17 protein-coding genes are annotated in these 18458 nt (G+C 72.1%); 11 read left to right on the top strand and 6 right to left on the bottom strand.

The window, feature by feature from the left end; all coding sequences use genetic code 11:
• The first annotated feature begins 9 nt into the window (after positions 1 to 9).
• Positions 10 to 1212 (top strand): serine hydrolase domain-containing protein, encoded by a 1203-nt coding sequence (locus J7F03_RS24795; RefSeq protein WP_308379949.1) that lies wholly within the window; start codon positions 10 to 12, stop codon positions 1210 to 1212.
• A gap of 7 nt (positions 1213 to 1219) precedes the next feature.
• Here J7F03_RS24795 and J7F03_RS24800 read toward each other — a convergent pair whose 3' ends face one another.
• Complete coding sequence (locus J7F03_RS24800) at positions 1220 to 1966, bottom strand: anti-sigma factor (RefSeq protein ID WP_308379950.1); 747 nt, start codon at positions 1964 to 1966, stop codon at positions 1220 to 1222.
• Positions 1963 to 2661: an ECF RNA polymerase sigma factor SigK gene (gene sigK / locus J7F03_RS24805; RefSeq protein WP_285440486.1), complete on the bottom strand. Its 699-nt coding sequence runs from the start codon at positions 2659 to 2661 to the stop codon at positions 1963 to 1965. Before sigK ends, J7F03_RS24800 begins: the two co-directional genes overlap by 4 nt.
• A 173-nt stretch (positions 2662 to 2834) precedes the next feature.
• Here sigK and J7F03_RS24810 point away from each other — a divergent pair, with 173 nt between their 5' ends.
• From J7F03_RS24810 to J7F03_RS24820, 3 genes are all read left to right on the top strand, one after another.
• Entirely contained in the window at positions 2835 to 4490 is a 1656-nt protein-coding gene (locus J7F03_RS24810) for a molybdopterin-dependent oxidoreductase (protein WP_214953056.1), read from the top strand.
• A 96-nt stretch (positions 4491 to 4586) separates the two neighbouring features.
• Positions 4587 to 5234: a fasciclin domain-containing protein gene (locus tag J7F03_RS24815; RefSeq protein ID WP_214953057.1), complete on the top strand. Its 648-nt coding sequence runs from the start codon at positions 4587 to 4589 to the stop codon at positions 5232 to 5234.
• A 360-nt stretch (positions 5235 to 5594) separates the two neighbouring features.
• Positions 5595 to 6257, top strand: coding sequence for an RDD family protein (locus J7F03_RS24820; protein ID WP_214953058.1), 663 nt, complete (start codon positions 5595 to 5597; stop codon positions 6255 to 6257).
• Positions 6258 to 6310: 53 nt separating this feature from the next.
• Here J7F03_RS24820 and J7F03_RS24825 read toward each other — a convergent pair whose 3' ends face one another.
• The gene (locus J7F03_RS24825; protein ID WP_214953059.1) at positions 6311 to 7147 is read right to left on the bottom strand and encodes a serine protease; all 837 of its coding nucleotides are present in this window, start codon (positions 7145 to 7147) and stop codon (positions 6311 to 6313) included.
• Between the two features lie 321 nt (positions 7148 to 7468).
• On the opposite strand from J7F03_RS24825, the gene J7F03_RS24830 reads away from it, so the two are divergent.
• From J7F03_RS24830 to J7F03_RS24860, 7 genes are all read left to right on the top strand, one after another.
• Positions 7469 to 8932 (top strand): glycoside hydrolase family 16 protein, encoded by a 1464-nt coding sequence (locus J7F03_RS24830; RefSeq protein ID WP_214953060.1) that lies wholly within the window; start codon positions 7469 to 7471, stop codon positions 8930 to 8932.
• A gap of 52 nt (positions 8933 to 8984) precedes the next feature.
• Entirely contained in the window at positions 8985 to 9665 is a 681-nt protein-coding gene (locus J7F03_RS24835; RefSeq protein ID WP_214953061.1) for a beta-1,3-glucanase family protein, read from the top strand.
• A gap of 139 nt (positions 9666 to 9804) precedes the next feature.
• Positions 9805 to 10842 (top strand): LacI family DNA-binding transcriptional regulator, encoded by a 1038-nt coding sequence (locus J7F03_RS24840; protein ID WP_214953062.1) that lies wholly within the window; start codon positions 9805 to 9807, stop codon positions 10840 to 10842.
• A gap of 254 nt (positions 10843 to 11096) precedes the next feature.
• Positions 11097 to 12407 (top strand): extracellular solute-binding protein, encoded by a 1311-nt coding sequence (locus tag J7F03_RS24845; protein ID WP_214953063.1) that lies wholly within the window; start codon positions 11097 to 11099, stop codon positions 12405 to 12407.
• A 6-nt stretch (positions 12408 to 12413) separates the two neighbouring features.
• Positions 12414 to 13331, top strand: coding sequence for a carbohydrate ABC transporter permease (locus J7F03_RS24850; RefSeq protein ID WP_214953064.1), 918 nt, complete (start codon positions 12414 to 12416; stop codon positions 13329 to 13331).
• Entirely contained in the window at positions 13328 to 14161 is an 834-nt protein-coding gene (locus tag J7F03_RS24855; RefSeq protein ID WP_214953065.1) for a carbohydrate ABC transporter permease, read from the top strand. Before J7F03_RS24850 ends, J7F03_RS24855 begins: the two co-directional genes overlap by 4 nt.
• 41 nt (positions 14162 to 14202) lie before the next feature.
• Entirely contained in the window at positions 14203 to 15633 is a 1431-nt protein-coding gene (locus J7F03_RS24860) for a GH1 family beta-glucosidase (RefSeq protein ID WP_214953066.1), read from the top strand.
• Between the two features lie 17 nt (positions 15634 to 15650).
• Here J7F03_RS24860 and J7F03_RS24865 read toward each other — a convergent pair whose 3' ends face one another.
• From J7F03_RS24865 to J7F03_RS24875, 3 genes are read right to left on the bottom strand one after another with little or no spacing between them, the layout of a single operon-like run.
• A complete protein-coding gene (locus tag J7F03_RS24865; protein WP_214953067.1) occupies positions 15651 to 16538 on the bottom strand; it encodes a hypothetical protein in 888 nt (295 codons plus the stop codon).
• Positions 16535 to 17191, bottom strand: a complete 657-nt coding sequence (locus J7F03_RS24870; protein WP_214953068.1) for a response regulator transcription factor — start codon at positions 17189 to 17191, stop codon at positions 16535 to 16537. The genes J7F03_RS24865 and J7F03_RS24870 overlap by 4 nt, the downstream gene beginning before the upstream one ends.
• The gene (locus J7F03_RS24875) at positions 17179 to 18426 is read right to left on the bottom strand and encodes a sensor histidine kinase (RefSeq protein WP_214953070.1); all 1248 of its coding nucleotides are present in this window, start codon (positions 18424 to 18426) and stop codon (positions 17179 to 17181) included. The genes J7F03_RS24870 and J7F03_RS24875 overlap by 13 nt, the downstream gene beginning before the upstream one ends.
• Positions 18427 to 18458: the final 32 nt, after the last annotated feature.

Raw genomic sequence — 18458 nt, forward strand, 5'->3', positions numbered from 1 at the left:
CGTGCCCGTGTGACGCGTGGCCGTACGGCGCTGCTGTGCGCGGCCGCCCTGATGGCCACGGCCTTGCAGGGCGTCCCCGCTGCCGCGGCGGTGACCGCGCCCGCCGCCCTCGAGCGCTGCGCCGCCACCTCCGGGCCCGTCGGCGGCGAGGCCCGGGAGATCCTGGAGCTCGCCCGGCGGGCGAAGAGCGAACTCGCCCTCAAGTCCGTCATCCTGCGGGTCACCCGGGACGGGCGGGAGGTCGTCACCGGCGCGCTCGGCGAGTCGATGTCCGGCGTACCCGTCACGGCCGACATGCACTTCCGGTCCGGCTCCGTCGCCATCGCCTACATGGCCACCGTCCTGCTCCAGCTCGTCGAGGAGGGAAAGGCCGGTCTCGATGACCCCGTCGCCCGCTGGCTGCCCGACCTGCGGGACAACGACAAGATCACCCTGCGCATGCTCGGCAGCACCACCTCGGGCCTGCACGACTACGTGAGCGACCCGAAGTTCATCGCCGACTTCTATGCCGCCCCCTTCCGGCACTGGACGCCCGGCGACCTCCTCTCGTACCCCCTCGCCCACCCGCTCTGGTACGAGCCGGGCACCAACTGGAGCTACTCGCACATCAACTTCGTCCTCCTGGGCGCCGCCCTGGAGAAGATCTCCGGCACCCCGCTCGACAAACTGCTCCAGCAGCGCGTCATGGGGCCGCTCGGACTCCAGGACACGGCCAACGGCTTCACGCCGCAGATCCCGGCCCCCGTCCTGCACTCCTACGACGCCGAGCGCGGCAAGTACGAGGAGTCCACGTACTGGGACCCCTCCTGGTCCACCGCCCCGGGCGCGGTGCAGACCACACACATCTGCGACCTGGCCCGCTCGGCACAGGCCATCGGGTCGGGCGAACTGCTCTCGCCGGCCTCCTTCAAGACCCAGCTCGACCCCGGCACCGTGGGCCTCGGGCATTCCACGAAGGACTGCCCGGCGACCGTGTGCAGCGCCCAGGTCGAGGACAGACACTTCGGGTTCGGCCTCATCGTGTCGAAGGGCTGGGTCCTGCAGAACCCGTCGCTCACCGGATTCGCCGCGATCCAGGCGTACTTGCCCGCCGAGCGCCTCGCCATCGCGGTCACCGCGACCGTCGAACCGGGGGCGCCCGAAGGCAACGCGGCGCAGAACATCGCCGAACGGCTGGCCGTGGCCCTCACCCCCGACCACCCGCTCAAGTAGACACCCCCTACGCGGGCAGGGCGAGCAGGACCAGCGGGCTGGTGGTCGGCCGGGGTGAGCCCCCGGCGGGCTCCAGGGTCAGACCGACCGCGGTGGCCGTACCGAGGCCGCCCGCCAGTACCGCGGCCCCGTCACCGGCGAGGAAGCCGGCCGGGCGCATCGTGCCGTGGTCGGCCAGCCAGAGCTGGTACGTCCGTCCCGCGCCGGCGGCCGGCAGCCGGTCGGTGAGGAACACGGCCCTGTCGCGGGCCGGTGAGGTGATCACGGTCGCTGCGGCTCCGCCGCTGGTGCGGCCGTGGACGGTACGGGCGTCCGGGGCCGTGACCACGGCCCGCAGCTCCTGGCTCCGCGCGACGGCCTGCCGGGCGTCCTCGCGGGCCCGGTCCGCCTGCCCGGTCTGGTGGAGCGCTGCCCCGCCGAAGACGGCCGCCCCGGCGAGGGCCGCGGCGACCACGAAGGCACCGGCCTTGCGCGGGAGCCGGTCCAGGAACCCGGCCGCGCGGCGGACGCCGACCCCCGGGGGCAGCCGGCGGACGGTCTCGATGCGGTCGAGGACGGCGGTCTTCATGTGCGGCGGGGGCGCGAGGGCGACGGCGGCGGCGAGCCTGCCGGCCGTGGCGGAGAATCCCGCGACGTCCCCGGAACAGGGCTCGCAGCGGGCCAAGTGCCGGGAGAAAGCCTCCCGTTCGCCCTGGCCGAGCGCGTCGAGTACGTAGGCCGCGGTGAGGGTGTGCAGTTCGTCGTCGTGCTTCACGTGGTCACCCCCATGCAGTCGCGCAGCCGGATCAGTCCGTCGCGCATCCGGGTCTTGATCGTGGGAAGAGGGGTCTGGAGGGTCTCGGCGACCTCCCGGTAGGTCAGCCCCTGGTAGTAGGCGAGGGTGACGGCCTGGCGCTGGAGCTCGGTCAGCCCGCGCAGGCAACGCTTGACCTGGTCGCGTTCCAGGCGGGTCTCCACCTGCTCGCTCACCTCGTCGAAGGGCCGGACCTGTTCGCGTACGCCGGCGTCGTGCTCGCGGGTGGCCGAGGCCTGGGCGGAGCGCACGCGGTCGACCGCCCGGCGGTGGGCGATCGTGGCCACCCAGGTCATGACGCTGCCCCGGTCGGGGCGGAAGCGGGCGGCCTGACGCCACACGTCGATCATCACCTCCTGGGCGACCTCCTCCGACTGCGCGCGGTCGCGCACCACCTTGACCGCGATGCCGAAGACCGTTCCCGCCACGGCGTCGTACAGCGCGGAGAAGGCGTCCTGGTCTCCCTGGGCGACGCGCGCCATCAGCTCCGCCAGTTCGGCCCTGGCGGATCCGGGTCCGGGTCCCGGGCCGGGTCCCGGGCCGGGTCCCGGGCCGGCGAAGCGCAGCCTTTCGGGGTTCACCTGAGCGGCCCCCGTGTGCGGGTGGGCCCGGGCGTGCGCGCCGGGGCCGAGAGCGGTTCTCGCCGGTCCATCCATCGCATGAACGATCCTTCGTGCCAGGCGTACCGGGCCCTCGTCCGCCGAGGGAGCAGTGCGCGCCGGAGCCTTGCTGTCTCTTCTCCTCTTCGGAGCCGGGCCCGTCACGGATTGGCCGACGGTCACGCGAAGGATCCGGATGACCGACCCATCCGCCGGGGATCCCGCGCCGAATGACGGTCGTGAGCATCAACCGAAGGACAGTCGGGCGCGGCGCCGTCGCCGCGGCGAGCGGCCTGCTCGCCGGGTACGCCGCACTGGCTGCCGCCGAGCTGACCGCGTCCCTGGTGCGGCCGCAGGCCGGGCCGGTCACGGTGATCGGCGGGGCGGCCATCGACCGTACGCCGCCGGCGCTCAAGGACTTCGCCGTCCGTACCTTCGGCGAGAACGACAAGCCGGTCCTCCAACTCGGCATCCTCGCCACCGTCGGCCTCCTGGCAGCCCTGCTGGGGATGCTCTCCCTGCGCCACCGCCGTACGGGTGCGGCGGGCGTACTGGCCCTCGGCGCCCTCGGCGCGGCGGCGGCCCTCAGCCGGCCCAACGCGGCCGGGGCGGGCGACGTCCTGCCTTCGTCGGCGGGGGCGGTGACCAGCGCGCTGGTGCTGTACCTGCTGGTGGGGAGGGCGGGCGGCCCCGCTGCTGCCCGCCCCTCCCGCCCCTCCCGCCCCTCCGGCGGGGACGGCACCGCGAACGGCAGCGGCAGCGGCAGCGGCACGGTGAGCGACGCCGAGCCGGCCGTCTGGAACCGGCGCGGCTTCCTCGTCGCGGCAGGCGCCACCGCCCTCGCCTCCACGGGGGCGGGCGCCCTCGGCCGGGCCCTGACCGGCCGGCGCGGCGAGGGCGCCACGGCCTCACGTACCGCCGTGCGACTGCCCGCGCCCGCCTCCGCGGCCACGCGGATCCCGGCCGGGGCGGGCCTGCCGATTCCCGGCGTCAGCGCCTTCACCACACCGAACAAGGACTTCTACCGTGTCGATACCGCTCTCGTGGTCCCCAAGGTGGACGCGGGCACCTGGCGTCTGCGCATCCACGGCAAGGGCGTCTCCCGCCCGCGCTCCTACTCCTTCGCCGACCTCCTCCAACGCCCGCTGATCGAGCGGGACATCACTTTGACCTGCGTGTCGAACGAGGTGGGCGGCCCGTACGCGGGCTCCGCGCGCTGGCTCGGCGTACGCCTGTCGGACCTCTTGCGGGAGGCGGGTGTCACGGCGCCGTCGCGCGGCGGGCGGGCCGACCAGCTGGTCGCACGGTCGGTGGACGCGATGACGCTGGGCACCCCCGTCGAGGAGGTCATGGACGGCCGGGACGCGATGCTCGCCGTCGCCATGAACGGTGAGCCGCTCCCCTTCGAACACGGCTTCCCGGTCCGGATGGTCGTCCCCGGGCTCTACGGCTACGTATCCGCCTGCAAATGGATCCGGGACATCGAGCTCACCACCTTCGACGCCTACGACCCGTACTGGGTCAAGCGCGGCTGGGCCCGCCGGGCGCCGGTCAAGACGCAGGCCCGCATCGACACCCCCAAGCCCTTCGCCCGGACCCCTGCCGGGACGGTGGCGGTCGCCGGGGTCGCCTGGGCCCAGCACCGGGGCATCGAGCGGGTCGAGGTCCGCGTCGACGACGGGCCGTGGCAGGAGGCCGACCTCGCCGCGCAGGACACCACCGACACCTGGCGCCAGTGGTCCTTCCCCTGGCAGGCGACACCCGGAGGCCACCACCTGACCGTCCGCGCCACGGACGGCTCGGGCGAGGTCCAGACCGAGCGGCGCACCCGGACCATCCCGGACGGAGCGAGCGGCCGGCACAGCGTCTTCGTCACCGCCGACTGACCGAACCGACGCCGGAGACCTACCGGTTCACCCCTGTTCATCCCCATCTTTTCCGAGCCTTTCCGATCCTCACCCACGCATTCCCTGGAGAACACCATGAGCACCCTTCGTTTCCGCCGTACCGCCCTCGCCGTAGCCGCGGCAGCCGTACTGCCCTTCGCGCTGGCCGCCTGCTCCGACTCCGACTCGGGTACGGACGCGGCCGCCGGTCCCGCCGCCGAGGCGAACACGGACGCTTCCTCCCCCGCCTCGGACGCCGCGGCGTTGACGGACAAGCCCTTCGGCCCGGGGTGCGCCGGTGTCCCGAAGGAGGGCGCGGGCAGCTTCGACGGCATGGCCAAGGACCCGGTCGCGACCGCCGCTTCCCACAATCCCGCGCTGTCCACCCTGGTGGCGGCGGTCAAGCAGGCGGGCCTGGTCGACACCCTCAACAACGCCAAGGACATCACGGTGTTCGCGCCGACCAACGAGGCCTTCGCGAAGATCCCGAAGGCCGACCTCGACAAGGTCCTCGCCGACAAGGCCACGCTGACCAAGATCCTCACCTACCACGTGGTCGGTCAGAAGCTGGCGCCGAAGCAGTTGGAGAGCGGCTCCTTCACCACCCTGCAGACCGGGAAGGTGACCACTGCCGGCTCGGGCGGGACCTACCGGGTCAACGGCGCGTCCGATGTCGTCTGCGGCAACGTCCCGACCGCCAACGCGACCGTGTACATCGTGGACACCGTGCTGATGCCGAAGTAGCCGAAGGAGCGGTGGCGCCGCGCGGGTGACCCCGAGGGTCGCCGGTCGTTGTAGAGGCGGTCAGCGAAGTGGCCCCGGGAGTCCCGGACCTGTTGTCAGGGTCCGGGACTCCGTGCCGTCGCCGCGCGGGTGCCCGGGCCGGTGCCCGTTCGGCCGCGCCGGACCCCGCCCGTTCCCACCACCTGGGGAGCAAACCCCTTCGTTTGTTCGGGTTATGGGACAACGGATTGGACAAGTGGTCGATGTTCCTAACACGATGGGGCCGCAAGTTCGCGGATTCGCCGGGGGCAAACCGCTCATATCGTCACGTCCCTCCGCGCGGGCCGCTCGTCCCCGTCACACCCCTGGAGAGACTTCGCCATGAGCTTCGGCGACCCGAACAACCCCTACGGCCAGCAGCAGCCCCCGCAGGGTCAGCCCGGCTACCCGCAGCAGGCTCCGCAGGGCGTGCCCCCGCAGTACGGCTACCCGCAGCAGGCTCCGCAGGGCGGCGCCCCGCAGTACGGCTACCCGCAGCAGCCCCCGATGGGCATGCCCCCGCAGCAGCCGTACGGCGCGTACCCGCCGGCCGGGATGCCGGGCATGCCGGGCGCCGGCATGCCGCCGCTGGCACACTGGGGTCTGCGCTTCGGCGCGTACTTCCTGGACTTCCTGATCATCGTGGGTCCGATGTACGCCCTGGGCTTCATCGATCTCGCGATGAGCGACGACCCGGCCAACTCCGACCCCGGCGTGTTCTTCGCCATCGGCGCGATCTACGCCGTCGCGATGGGCTTCTTCCAGCTCTACAAGGAGGGCTCGACCGGTCAGACGACCGGCAAGAAGGTCCTCGGGATCAGCCTGCGCCGCGAGGCGGACGGCAGCACGCTCGGCTTCGGCATGGCCTTCGTGCGCAAGCTGGCGCACTTCCTGGACTCCCTGGCCTGCTACATCGGGTGGCTGTGGCCGCTGTGGGACGCCAAGAAGCAGACCTTCGCCGACAAGGTCTGCGGCACCGTCGTCATCAAGGTTCCCAAGAACTGACGGCAGTGGCGTCGGGGCCCGTCCGGATTCCGGGCGGGCCCCGACGCGTTCCGCTACGGCTTCGGGAGGGTGCAGCCGGCGCGGGTGAGGTCGATCTTGTTACCGGGGCCGACGCAGGGAACGACGATGTAGGTCTGCTGCGCGTAGTTGATGCCCTGGCGGACCGTCACCGCACCGCTCTGGTCCACCTCGCACGGGTTGTTCAGCGTGCAGCGGCCGCCGTCCTCGTTGCCCGTGTTGTTGACGGCGACGACCTTGCCCGTCGTCGTATCGATCACGGGCGAGCCGGAGGTGCCGCCGATGGTGTTGCAGGACGAGGTGTAGCGCAGCGAGTCCTTCCAGGTCCACTCCCCCTCCTTGAGGAGGTAGGAGAACCCGTCGACATTGCAGCTGTAGGTGCGCTTCCAGTATCCGGACACCACCTTGATCGCGGTCCCCTGCACCGGGTGGGCGTCGTTGAGGGTCAGGGCGTTGATCCCGTACTGGCTGCTGATCTGCGCGTACGTCTTGGTCAGCTGGTAGATCGAGATGTCCGTGTCCGTCATCGTCGCGTACGAGATCTTGCTCGCGCGCAGCGTGGCGACCTTGGTGCCCGAGGCGTTCAGCAGTGAGAAGGAGCGGCTGGAGGCCTTGTCCTTGATGACCTGGCCGGCCGCCGGCATGCCTGACTCCAGACAGTGGCCGTTGGACAGGACGAGTGCGGGGTCGCTCGGCAGCGAGTTGGGTACGCGGACGACGGAGCCGGAGCAGTTGCTGAGCGCTACCGTGCCGGCGAAGTTGACCGCAACGGCCGGCGCGGCCGTGTCCCGGGGTGTCTGGGCCACGGCCGGGGCCGCCGCCGCTCCGGTGAGGAGCAGGGCGAACACGGCGCCGGCGAGAGGCTTGTTCATGTGGGGGTTCCCCTCTGGTGACAATGCGACCGAAGATCCTTCGGTTGTCATGCGCATTGTTAAGACCTGGGCTTCAACTCACAAGAGGGCACGCCCAGTTGGCAGCCGGCTGGCAAACGGCCGCAATCAGCCTTGTCACGCGGCCCAGTCCGCGGGTAAGCGGGGCGGGGACCGTTCCTGCGGGCGGGCAGCGGCTCGACACGTTTCCCGCGCCATCCCTTGACGGCCTCCGGGGCGGGGAGCACAGTGACCACCGGCAGGATTGAGAGCGCTCTCAAGCTGCTTCCGGAACTCCCCCCACCCCCCTCGGAGAGGGCATCCATGCGTCTGACATCAGACAGAGGACGACGGTCGGCACGGCGGGCCGTCATCGCCGCACTGAGCACCATGGCGGTGGCGGCCGCGGCCGCCGCGGTCGTCACCCTGCCCGCCAACGCCGCCGCCCCCGCGGTCCCGGCGGGCTGGTCCCAGGTCTTCCTGGACGACTTCAACGGGCCCTCGGGCTCGGGCGTCGACACCGCCGACTGGCAGTACACGACCGGGACCAGCTACCCAGGCGGCCCGGCCGGCTTCGGGACCGGCGAGGTCGAGACGATGACCGCGAACGTCGACAACGTCTCCCTCGACGGCGCCGGCAACCTGCGCATCACCCCGCGCAGGGACGCCGCCGGCAACTGGACCTCGGGGCGCGTCGAGACCAGGCGCTCCGACTTCCAGGCTCCCGCGGGCGGCAAGCTGCGTACGGAGGCCCGTATCCAGATGCCGAACGTCACGGGCGCCGCGGCCAAGGGGTACTGGCCGGCGTTCTGGATGCTGGGGGCGCCCTACCGCGGCAACTGGTGGAACTGGCCGGGCGTGGGCGAGCTCGACATCCTGGAGAACGTCCAGGGCATCAACAACGAATGGGCCACGATGCACTGCGGCACGAGCCCCGGCGGCCCGTGCAACGAGAAGTCGGGCATCGGCGGCCAGCACGTCTGCGCCGGCACCACCTGCCAGGGCGGCTTCCACACCTACGCGGTGGAGTGGGACCGCTCCACCGCCGTGGAGGAGATGCGCTTCTACCTCGACGGGTTCAACTTCCACACCGTGCGGGCGAGTCAGGTCGACGCCGCCACCTGGACCAACGCCACCGACCACGGGTACTTCATCATCCTGAACGTGGCCATGGGCGGGGAGTTCCCGGCGGCCTTCGGAGGCGGGCCCGACGCGGGGACCCAGCCCGGACACCCGATGGTGGTCGACTACGTCTCCGTACTCCGCTCGACGGGCGGCACGTCCACCCCGCCGACCACCCCTCCGACCACACCCCCCACGACTCCGCCGACCACGCCGCCGACGACGCCTCCCACCACCCCGCCGGGCGGCGGCCGCGACGCCTACTCCGCCATCCAGGCCGAGTCGTACGACGGCCAGGCCGGGACGGCCAAGGAGACGACCACGGACACCGGCGGCGGCCAGGACCTGACCACGATCGGCAACGGCGACTGGGCCCTGTACAAGGGCGTCGACTTCGGTACGGCCGGCGCGGCCACGCAGTTCCACGGGCGCGTCGCCAGCGGGGCGGCCGGCGGGGTCAGCGGCCTCGTGGAGGTCCGCCTCGACAGCCGCACCAGCGCACCGATCGGCAGCTTCGCGGTGGCCGGCACCGGCGGCTGGCAGAGCTGGAAGACCGTGCCGGCGAACATCACGGGCGTCACGGGCAAGCACGACGTGTACCTGACCTTCACCAGCGGCCAGCCGGCCGACTACGTGAACCTCAACTGGTTCGACTTCGGGCACTGAGGGAGTCGGGGAACGCACCCATGAAGACGCCCATGAAGAGACGGGCGGGACGGTGCCCTCCCCGCCCTCGATCCGCGGAGGCCGGATCTACGTCTCCCTCGGCTCCCCGGTGTACATCCCGGTCTCCCCCGACGGCCAGGGCTGGGGCGGCCCCGACCTGCGCAACCCCGACGATCCCAACAGCGACGTGTACTGCGACCGGTACGAGTACTCCTACGTGCACGGCCAGGTCGCCTTCGGCGGGAACACCACCATGGTCGACCGGTTCGGCTTCCCGATGACCTCGCGACTGCGCCGGACCTCCAGCGGCTACGCCACCCACCAGTTCACCCTGACCCGGCTCGGCGAGACCTTCTCCGGGCGGGTGAGCGGATCCGTGCTCACCTTCAGCAAGAACGGCGCGGGCTCCTTCGTCCTCGGGAAGCCGACCTCGCCCGACGTCATGGCCTGCGCGGGCGCGCCGGCCTCGGGCAACGACATCGAGAAGCAGCTCGGCGCGGAGTTCTGCGCCGCGTTCAACCGGGGCGTGGCCCTGGACTCCGCCACCTGGTACACCCCGGCGGCGTACTACGGCGGCGCGGCGAAGAACGACTACGCCGGCTTCTTCCACACCGTGGGCCTGGACGAGCGGGCCTACGGCTTCCCCTACGACGACGTCAACGACCAGTCCTCCGTGCGGATCCTCGGCAACGCGAACCCGCCGACCGGGCTCACCCTCGGCATCGGCTGGTAGGACCGGCTGCCGGCCCGTACCGTCGGAAAGCGCTCTCAGCGTCCCGGCGGTACGGGTTACCCTGCTGTCCGACAGGGCTGATCAGGCCCCGTGCCGACAGGGCCGGGGCCGCCGCCCCGGACACGCATGAGGAGCGCCCGTGGCCGAACAGCTTCCCGCCGGCCGGCCCACACTGGAGGCCGTCGCGGCGCGTGCCGGGGTGTCCCGTGCCACCGCCTCGCGCGTCGTGAACGGCGGCGAGGGCGTCCGGCCGCGGCTGGTGGACAAGGTCCAGGCGGCCATCCGGGAGCTCGGCTACGTGCCGAACCACGCGGCGCGGACGCTGGTGACCCGGCGCACCGGGGCCGTCGCCGTGATCATCGCCGAGCCCGAGATCCGGATCTTCTCCGACCCCTTCTTCTCCCGCCAGATCCGCGGCATCAGCAAGGAACTGACCGCCAACGACACGCAGTTGGTGCTGCTGCTGGTGGAGGACCGCGGCGACTACGACCGCATCGAGCGCTATCTGGCCGGCGGCCACGTCGACGGCGCGCTCGCCTTCTCGCTACACACGGACGACCCGCTGCCGGCGATCACCCGCCGCATCGGCATGCCCACGGTCTACGGCGGGCGGCCCGGCTGGACGGGCGGCGCCGGGGAGCACGGTCCGGTGTCGTACGTCGACGCCGACAACCGCGGGGGCGCGCGCGAGGCCGTACGGTACCTGGTGGCCCAGGGGCGGCGGCAGATCGCGCACATCGCCGGTCCGATGGACCAGACTTCGGCGACCGACCGGCTGGACGGCTACCGGGACGTGCTGATCGACGCCGGTCCGGCGCTGATCGCGGAGGGCGACTTCACGGCGGCGGGCGGGGCCCGGGCGATGACTGAGCTGCTGGACCGCCGCCCGGGCCTCGACGCGGTGTTCGCCGCGAACGACCTGATGGCGACGGGCGCGCTGGGCGTACTGCGCGAGCGGGGCCGGTCCGTGCCAGGGGACGTGGCGCTGGTCGGATTCGACGACGCGGAGCTGGTGGCGGAGACCGCCGATCCGCCGCTGACGACCGTGCGCCAGGACATCGAGGGCATGGGGCGGCTGATGGCGCGGCTGCTGCTGCGGACCCTGGACAAGGAGCAGGGCGGCGTTCCCGGTTCGGTGATCACCCCGACCTCGCTGGTGCTGCGCGGCTCGGCCTGAGCGGGACGCGACTCGTCTTCCGCCCGGGGTGAATGGGGCGATTCCCGGCCGTCGCGCGCAGGGCTCTTGACGTGGCGCGGGTGTGGGGTGCACGCTCCAGTCGCGTTCTGAGAGCGCTCTCAAGACAGCCTCTCGAAACGGTGCTCCCCGAACACCGCACTCCCCCGAGCTCCCCCGCAGTGCCCCCGCACTTTCCCGCACACCCCGCACCACTTCCGCAAGACGCGCATCCGCCAAGCCGAGGAGGCCGCACCATGTCCATCCCCCGAGCCGCCCGAAGAAGCCCGCTCCGCATCGGCGCCCTCGCTCTCGCCGGAACCCTCCTGGCCGCCTGCGGTTCCGGATCGGGCTCCGACGCGAAGTCCGACGAAGGCGCGGGCGGCCAAGTCACGCTCACCGTCGACCTGTTCGGCGCCTTCGGCTACCAGGAGGCCGGGCTCTACGCCGAGTACGAGCAGCTCCACCCGAACGTCGAGATCAAGCAGACGGACACCGAGGACGAGCAGGACTACTGGAAGTCGCTCCAGACCCGGCTCGCCGGCGGCGGCGGTCTCGCGGACGTCCAGGGCCTCGAGGTGGGCCGCATCGCCTCGGTGACACAGAAGCAGGCCGACAAGTTCACGGACCTCAAGGAGTACGGCGCGGCCTCGCTCCAAAACGAGTTCGCCGCCGCCAAGTGGGCGGCGGCGACCACCAAGGACGGCAAGGTGCTCGGCCTCGGCACCGATGTCGGACCCGAGGCCATGTGCTACCGCAGCGACCTGTTCAAGGCGGCGGGCCTGCCCACCGACCGTACGGAACTGGCCACGAAGTGGGCCACCTGGGACGGCTACCTGGAACTCGGCCGCCAGTACAAAGCCAAGGCGCCTGCGGGCAGCACCTGGCTGGACAGCGTCGGCAGCCTGAACGCCGTCATGGTCGGCCAGGCGAAGGAGCGGTACTACGACGCCTCGGGAGCGCTGATCTACGAGAACAGCCCCGCGGTGAAGTCGGCCTGGGAGGCCTCGGTCAAGGCCTCCACGGACGGGCTCAGCGCCAAGCTGGACCAGTGGTCGCCACCGTGGAACCAGGCCTTCTCCTCCGGCTCCTTCGCCACCATGCCCTGCCCCGCCTGGATGCTCGGCTACATCAAGGGGCAGGCCGGCGACGCGGCCAAGGGCAAGTGGGACGTGGCCAAGCTGCCCGGCGGGGCGGGGAACTGGGGCGGCTCCTACCTCGCCGTCCCCCGCGCCGCCCAGCACAAGAAGGAGGCGTACGAGCTCGTGAAGTGGCTGACCGCGCCGGAGCAGCAGACCAAGCTCTTCCGCAAGCAGGGCAACTTCCCCTCCGCCGTCAAGGCCATCGGCCAGGTCGCCGACGCCACGGACCCCTACTTCTCGGACGCGCCGATCGGCCGGATCTTCGGTGACGCCGCCGAGCAGGCGCCCGTCCAGGTGCTGGGCGTGCACGACAAGGACATCGCCGACCAGATCGCCAACGCGCTGAGCGAGGTGGAGCGCAAGGGCACAGCGCCCGAGACCGCCTGGGCCAACGCGAAGAAGGCCGTCAAGAACGCCCTGGGCTGAGCCGCCGTGACCGCACTCGCGCCGTCCTCCCCGCGACCGCGCCGGGCCCTGGCCCCGTACGCCTTCGTCGCCCCCTTCTTCACCCTGTTCGCCGCCTTCGGCCTGTTCCCCCTCCTCTATACGGCGTACGTCTCCGTCTACCGCGTCGAGCTCCAGAACCCCGGGGAGATGGAGTGGCGGGGCCTCGGCAACTACACCGCCCTGTTCACCGATCCGTTCTTCTGGACGGCCCTGCGCAACACGTTCACCATCGGCGTGCTGTCCACCGTGCCGCAGCTGCTCGTCGCCCTGGGCCTGGCCCACCTGCTCAACTACCGTTTGCGGGCCCGGACCTTCTTCCGCACCGCGCTGCTCCTGCCCTACGCGACGTCCGTCGCCGCCGCCTCGCTGATCTTCGCCCAGCTCTTCGGCCGGGACTTCGGACTCGTCAACCAGCTGCTGGGGCTGGCCGGCCTCGACCCCGTGGACTGGCAGAGCGGTACGGCGGCCTCGCAGATCGCCGTCTCGACCATCGTGGTGTGGCGCTGGACCGGCTACAACACGCTGATCTACCTGGCGGGCATGCAGTCCATCCCCGGTGAGCTGTACGAGGCCGCGGAGGTGGACGGAGCCTCCAAGTGGCGCCAGTTCCTCCACGTGACGCTTCCCGGGCTACGTCCCACCATCATCTTCACCGTGGTGGTCTCCACGATCGGCGCCACCCAGCTCTTCGGGGAGCCGCTGCTCTTCGAGGGGTCCATGTCCGGTGGCATCTCGCACCAGTACCAGACCCTCGGCCTGTACATGTACGAGCAGGGCTGGGGCTTCTTCCACCTGGGCCGGGCCGCGGCCATCGCCTGGGTGATGTTCCTGCTGATCGTGGCGCTGGTCGGGCTCAACGCCCTGCTCGTGCGCCGCCGTTCCCACAAGGAGGCCGGCCGATGAGCTCCTCCCCGGGCGCCCGGCGCGGTGGCCGCCTCACCTACGCGGTACTGGTCTGTGCGGTGCTGGTCTCCGCCTTCCCGCTGTACTGGACCCTGGTCGCGGCGAGCCGCTCCAACGCCGATCTGGCGCGGCCGATGCCCTCCCTGCTGCCGGGTCCGCGGCTCCTCGTCAACCTGCAGTCCGTCCTGGACGAGGCGGACATCGGCCGGGCCCTCCTCAACTCGCTGATCGTGTCGACCGCGATCACCGTCGGCACGGTGCTGTGCTCCACCCTCGCCGGCTTCGCCTTCGCCAAACTGCGGTTCCGGGGGCGCGGCGCGCTGCTGAGCGCCGTCGTGGCGTCGATGATGATCCCGCCGCAGCTGGGGGTGATCCCGCTGTTCATGCTGATCGTGAAGCTGCAATGGGTCAACCAGCTCCAGGCCGTCGTCCTGCCCGGGCTGGTCTCCGCCTTCGGTGTCTTCTTCATGCGGCAGTTCCTCGCGCAGTCGCTGCCGGACGAGCTGATCGAGGCGGCCCGGGTCGACGGAGCCTCGTACGGTCGCGTCTTCTGGTCGATCGTGGTGCCGGTGGCGCGGCCGGCCATGGCCGTGCTCGGGCTGCTCACCTTCATGACGGCCTGGAACGACTTCTTCTGGCCGGTGGTCGCGCTGTCCTCGCAGGAGCCGACCGTGCAGGTCGCCCTGCGGCAGCTGGGCGGCGGCTACGTCCACGACCAGTCCGTGATCATGGCGGGCACCCTGCTCGGCACGCTGCCCGTGCTGCTCGTCTTCGGCCTGCTGGGCCGGCAGATCGTGGGCGGCATCATGCAGGGCGCGGTCAAGGGCTGAGCGTCCCTCCTCCTCCCAACCTTCCCTCCAGGAGTCCTTTCATGACCACTGTCGACGCGTCCCCCGCGACGGGGGCGGCGCTCCGTTTTCCCCCCGGCTTCCGGTGGGGCACCGCGACGGCCGCCTATCAGATCGAGGGCGCGGCCGCGCTGGGCGGGCGTACGCCCTCTATTTGGGACACTTTCAGCCGCACGCCCGGCAAGGTCCTCAACGGAGACACCGGGGACACCGCCGCCGACCACTACCACCGGATGGCCGAGGACGTCGGCCTGATGAAGCGGTTCGGCGTGAGCGACTACCGCTTCTCGGTGGCCTGGCCGAGGGTGCAGCCGACCGGCCGGGGGCCCGCCGTACAGCGGGGGCTCGATTTCTACCGGCGGCTGGTGGACGCGCTGCTGGAGGCCGGGATCCGGCCGGTCGCCACGCTCTACCACTGGGATCTGCCGCAGGAGCTGGAAGACCTCGGCGGCTGGCCGCACCGCGATACGGCCGAGCGGTTCGCCGAGTACGCCGGGCACGTCGCCGGGGCGCTCGGCGACCGGGTGGCGAGCTGGACCACCTTCAACGAGCCCTGGTGCGCCGCCTTCCTCGGGTACGCCTCCGGGATGCACGCCCCGGGCCGCACGGAACCGGCGGCCGCGCTGCGGGCGGCGCACCATTTCAACCTGGCCCACGGGCTGGGCGTACGGGCACTTCGCGCGGCGCTGCCCCGGTCGGCGGAGGTCTCGCTGACGCTCAACCTGCACGCGGTGCGGTCGCTGACGGACTCGGCCGCGGATCTGGACGCGGCGCGGCGGATCGACGCGGTGGGCAACCGGATCTTCCTCGACCCGGTCTTCCACGGGCGGCTTCCGCAGGACCTGGTCCGGGACACGGCCGCGCTCACGGACTGGTCGTTCGTCCGGGACGGCGACCTGTCGGCCGCTTCCGAGCCGATCGACTGGCTGGGCCTGAACTACTACTCCCCCACGGTGGTCGCGGCCGCCGGGCCGGGAACGTCCGGCGGCGACCCCTCGGCCTCGGCCCCGCCGTCACCGTGGCCGGGGGCCGAGGGGCGGGTGCGGTTCCTGCCCGCGCCCGGTCCCCGTACGGCGATGGACTGGCCGGTCGACGCGGGCGGACTCCACGAACTGCTGACGCGGCTGCGCGACGAGCTCCCCGGCGTGCCGCTGCTGGTCACGGAGAACGGCGCGGCCTACGGGGACTACGCCGATCCGGAGGGGGCGGTGCACGATCCGGAGCGGATCGCCTATCTGCGGGGCCACCTGGCCGCCGTGCACCGGGCGATCGAGGACGGGGCGGACGTGCGCGGGTACTTCGTCTGGTCGCTGCTGGACAACTTCGAGTGGACGTACGGCTACAGCAAGCGGTTCGGCATCGTCCACGTCGACTTCGCCACGCAGCGCCGTACGCCCAAGGACAGTGCGCACTGGTACGCGGACGTCATCGCCCGGGGCGGCCTGGCCCCGTAGCCGGTGTGCGCGGCAGGTCAGGGCGTCGGCCGAGGGTAGCCGGCCGCGATGCGGCCGGAGCCTACCGAGAGGTCCAGGGTGCGCGGGGAGGCCGGGTCGGACAGCTCGGGCTCGACCTCGTTGCGGCCCCAGCCGGTGCTCGTGGTGACGCGGAAGACGGTCGCCTCGGGGACGGTGAGGGCGAGCCGCCCGTCCCCGATGTCGGCGCGGACCCGGTCGGGCGGGGTGGTGAAGTCGACGACGGCCCGGCCTGATCCGACGTGCAGATCGGCCTCGGGGGAGGTGAGGGCGGTGGCGTTCAGCATGCCGGAGCCGATCCGGGCGCGCACCGTGCCGCGCAGACCCGTGAGTCTGATCCGGCCGGTGTCGACCTGTGCCTCGACGGCGCCGCCGAGTCCGCCGATGTCCACGCGGCCGGCGGTCGCGGTGACCGTGACCGGGAGTCCGGCGGGGACGGTCACCCTCAGCAGGATCGAGCAGGAGAGGGCGCCGGTCAGCCAGGAATCCTCGTCGGGGCAGCGCGGGGTGAGGGTGAGGGCGCCGTCGTGCCAGCTCTCCGCGATGTCGGGTTTGCCGCGCGACCAGCTGAGGTCGGCCCGGTAGCCGACCTGTTCGTCCCCGCGCGGGGAGACGGTGATGTTCGCGCCGCCGCCCGCGATGTGCAGGGCGGTCACCGGGCGGCCTCCGCTGCTTCCGTGCAGGGTGCCGGTACGGGTGACCCCGTAGGCCCCTGCCTGCCAGGCGGCGGGGAGCGCGACGAAGACCGCGCCGAGCAGGGCGGCGAGGATCCAGGCGAGGCGGTGCCTCGGGCGTGGCGGGGTGGCGGAACCGTCGGATCGGGTGGGTCCGGTGGTGCCGGTGGGTTCGGTGCGGCTGACGGGGCCGGTGGCTCCGGTGGGCGTCACTGGGTGCCGTGCAGGAAGCGCAGGACCGCGAGGACCCGGCGGTGATCGCCGTCGGCGACGGGCAGGTCGAGCTTGGCGAAGATGTTGTTGATGTGCTTGGCCACGGCACTCTCGCTCACGACGAGTTCGGCGGCGATGCCGGCGTTGGAGCGGCCTTCCGCCATGAGGGCCAGTACGTCGCGTTCGCGCGGGGTGAGGCGTGCGAGGGGGTCCGGGCCGCCGCCCCGGCGCAGCAGGAGCTGGGCGACGACCTGCGGGTCGAGCGCGGTGCCGCCGCCGGCCACCCGGCGCAGGGCGTCGATGAACTCCTCCACGTCGGCGACGCGTTGTTTGAGGAGGTAGCCGATGCCGCCGCCGCTCTGGGTGGCCAGCAGGTCGGCGGCGTATCGCTCCTCGACGTACTGGGAGAGGAGCAGAACAGCCGTGTCGGGGTTCTGCTGCCGGATCATGAGGGCGGCGCGCACGCCTTCGTCACTGAAACCGGGAGGCATCCGGACGTCGACGAGGGCGAGGTCGGGCCGGTGCTCCTCGACGGCGGCGAGCAGGCCCTCGGCGTCTCCGGTCTCGGCGGCCACCTCGAAGCCGGCCATCTCGAGGACTTTGACCAGTCCGATGCGCAGCAGGACCGAGTCCTCGGCGATCACGGCGCGCACGGCAGCTCCACGGTCAGGGTGGTCGGGCCCCCGACGGGGCTGTCGATCACGATGCTTCCGTCCACCGAGCCTACGCGCTTGCGCAGTCCGGTCAGTCCGGTGCCCCCCGCCGGGTCGGCTCCGCCCACCCCGTCGTCGGTGACGGTGAGCCGCAGCACGCCGCCGGCCGTCCGGGCGACGTCGACCGAACAGCGCTCGGCGCGGGCGTGTTTGGCGACGTTGGCCAGGGCCTCGGAGACGACGAAGTAGGCGACGGCCTCCACGGTGGGGCCGGGGCGGACGGCGAGGTCCACGGACAGTTCGACGGGCAGGGGGGCGCGGGCGGCGATGCCGGAGAGCGCGGCGTCGAGCCCGCGGTCCTCAAGGACGGCCGGGTGCAGGCCCCGGACGAGGCTGTTGAGTTCCTCGATGGCCTCCTTCGCCTCGCGGTGGGCCTCGTCGATGACGGCCTTGGCCTCGGGGGGCAGCCCGGGGAGGGTGGCGCGGGCTATGCCGAGGTTCATGGCGAGGGCGACCAGGCGCTGCTGGGCTCCGTCGTGCAGGTCCCGCTCGATGCGGCGGCGCTCGAGGTCTGCGGCGTCCAGGACGCCGGCCCGGCTCTCGGCGAGGTCCTCGACGCGCCGTTCGAGTTCGCGGGCCCGGTTGGGGCCCAGGAGCGCGAGTGCGGCGCCGGCGTCGAGTCGGCCGAGGAGGGCGGCGAACCAGGGCGCGGCGAGAAGGAGGAGCACGCCGACCGTGGTGAGCCCGTCGTACTCGCGGGTCCAGCCGGGCCCGGCGGTCTCGGGCAGGGCCCAGCTCCAGGCGTAGACGGTGGCGCAGACGGCGCCGGCGGCCCAGGTGAGGACCAGCAGGCCGCCGCCGAGGGCGGCGAGCGGGCTGACCAGGAAGTGGTAGCCGTACTGCCGCCAGGTCGCCTCGGAGCGCAGCCGCTCGATCAGGCCGCGGACACTGAGCCGGGGGTGTTCGCGGGCCACGGGCGGTATGTCGACGCCGAGCAGCGACCAGCAGCGGCTGCGCTGGAGGACGGTGAGCAGCGGGGACAGCAGGACGACGAGCAGCAGCGGGACGGGGCTGTGTCCGGGCACGGTGAAAAGGAGGAGGAAGCCGAGGGCGAGGGGCAGGGCGGGCGGGATCGCGGCCACCGTGAAGGCGGTGTTGCGCCAGGCCCAAGCGGACCAGGGCGCATGCGCCGTGGTCCAGCCGAATGCACGCCTCAGCGCGCCGGAACTTGCCATGTACGTACGGTAATCGCCCTGGCCAGGGCGAT

The sequence above is a fragment of the Streptomyces sp. ISL-43 genome (genome assembly GCF_018614195.1).
Taxonomy (GTDB): Bacteria; Actinomycetota; Actinomycetes; order Streptomycetales; family Streptomycetaceae; genus Streptomyces.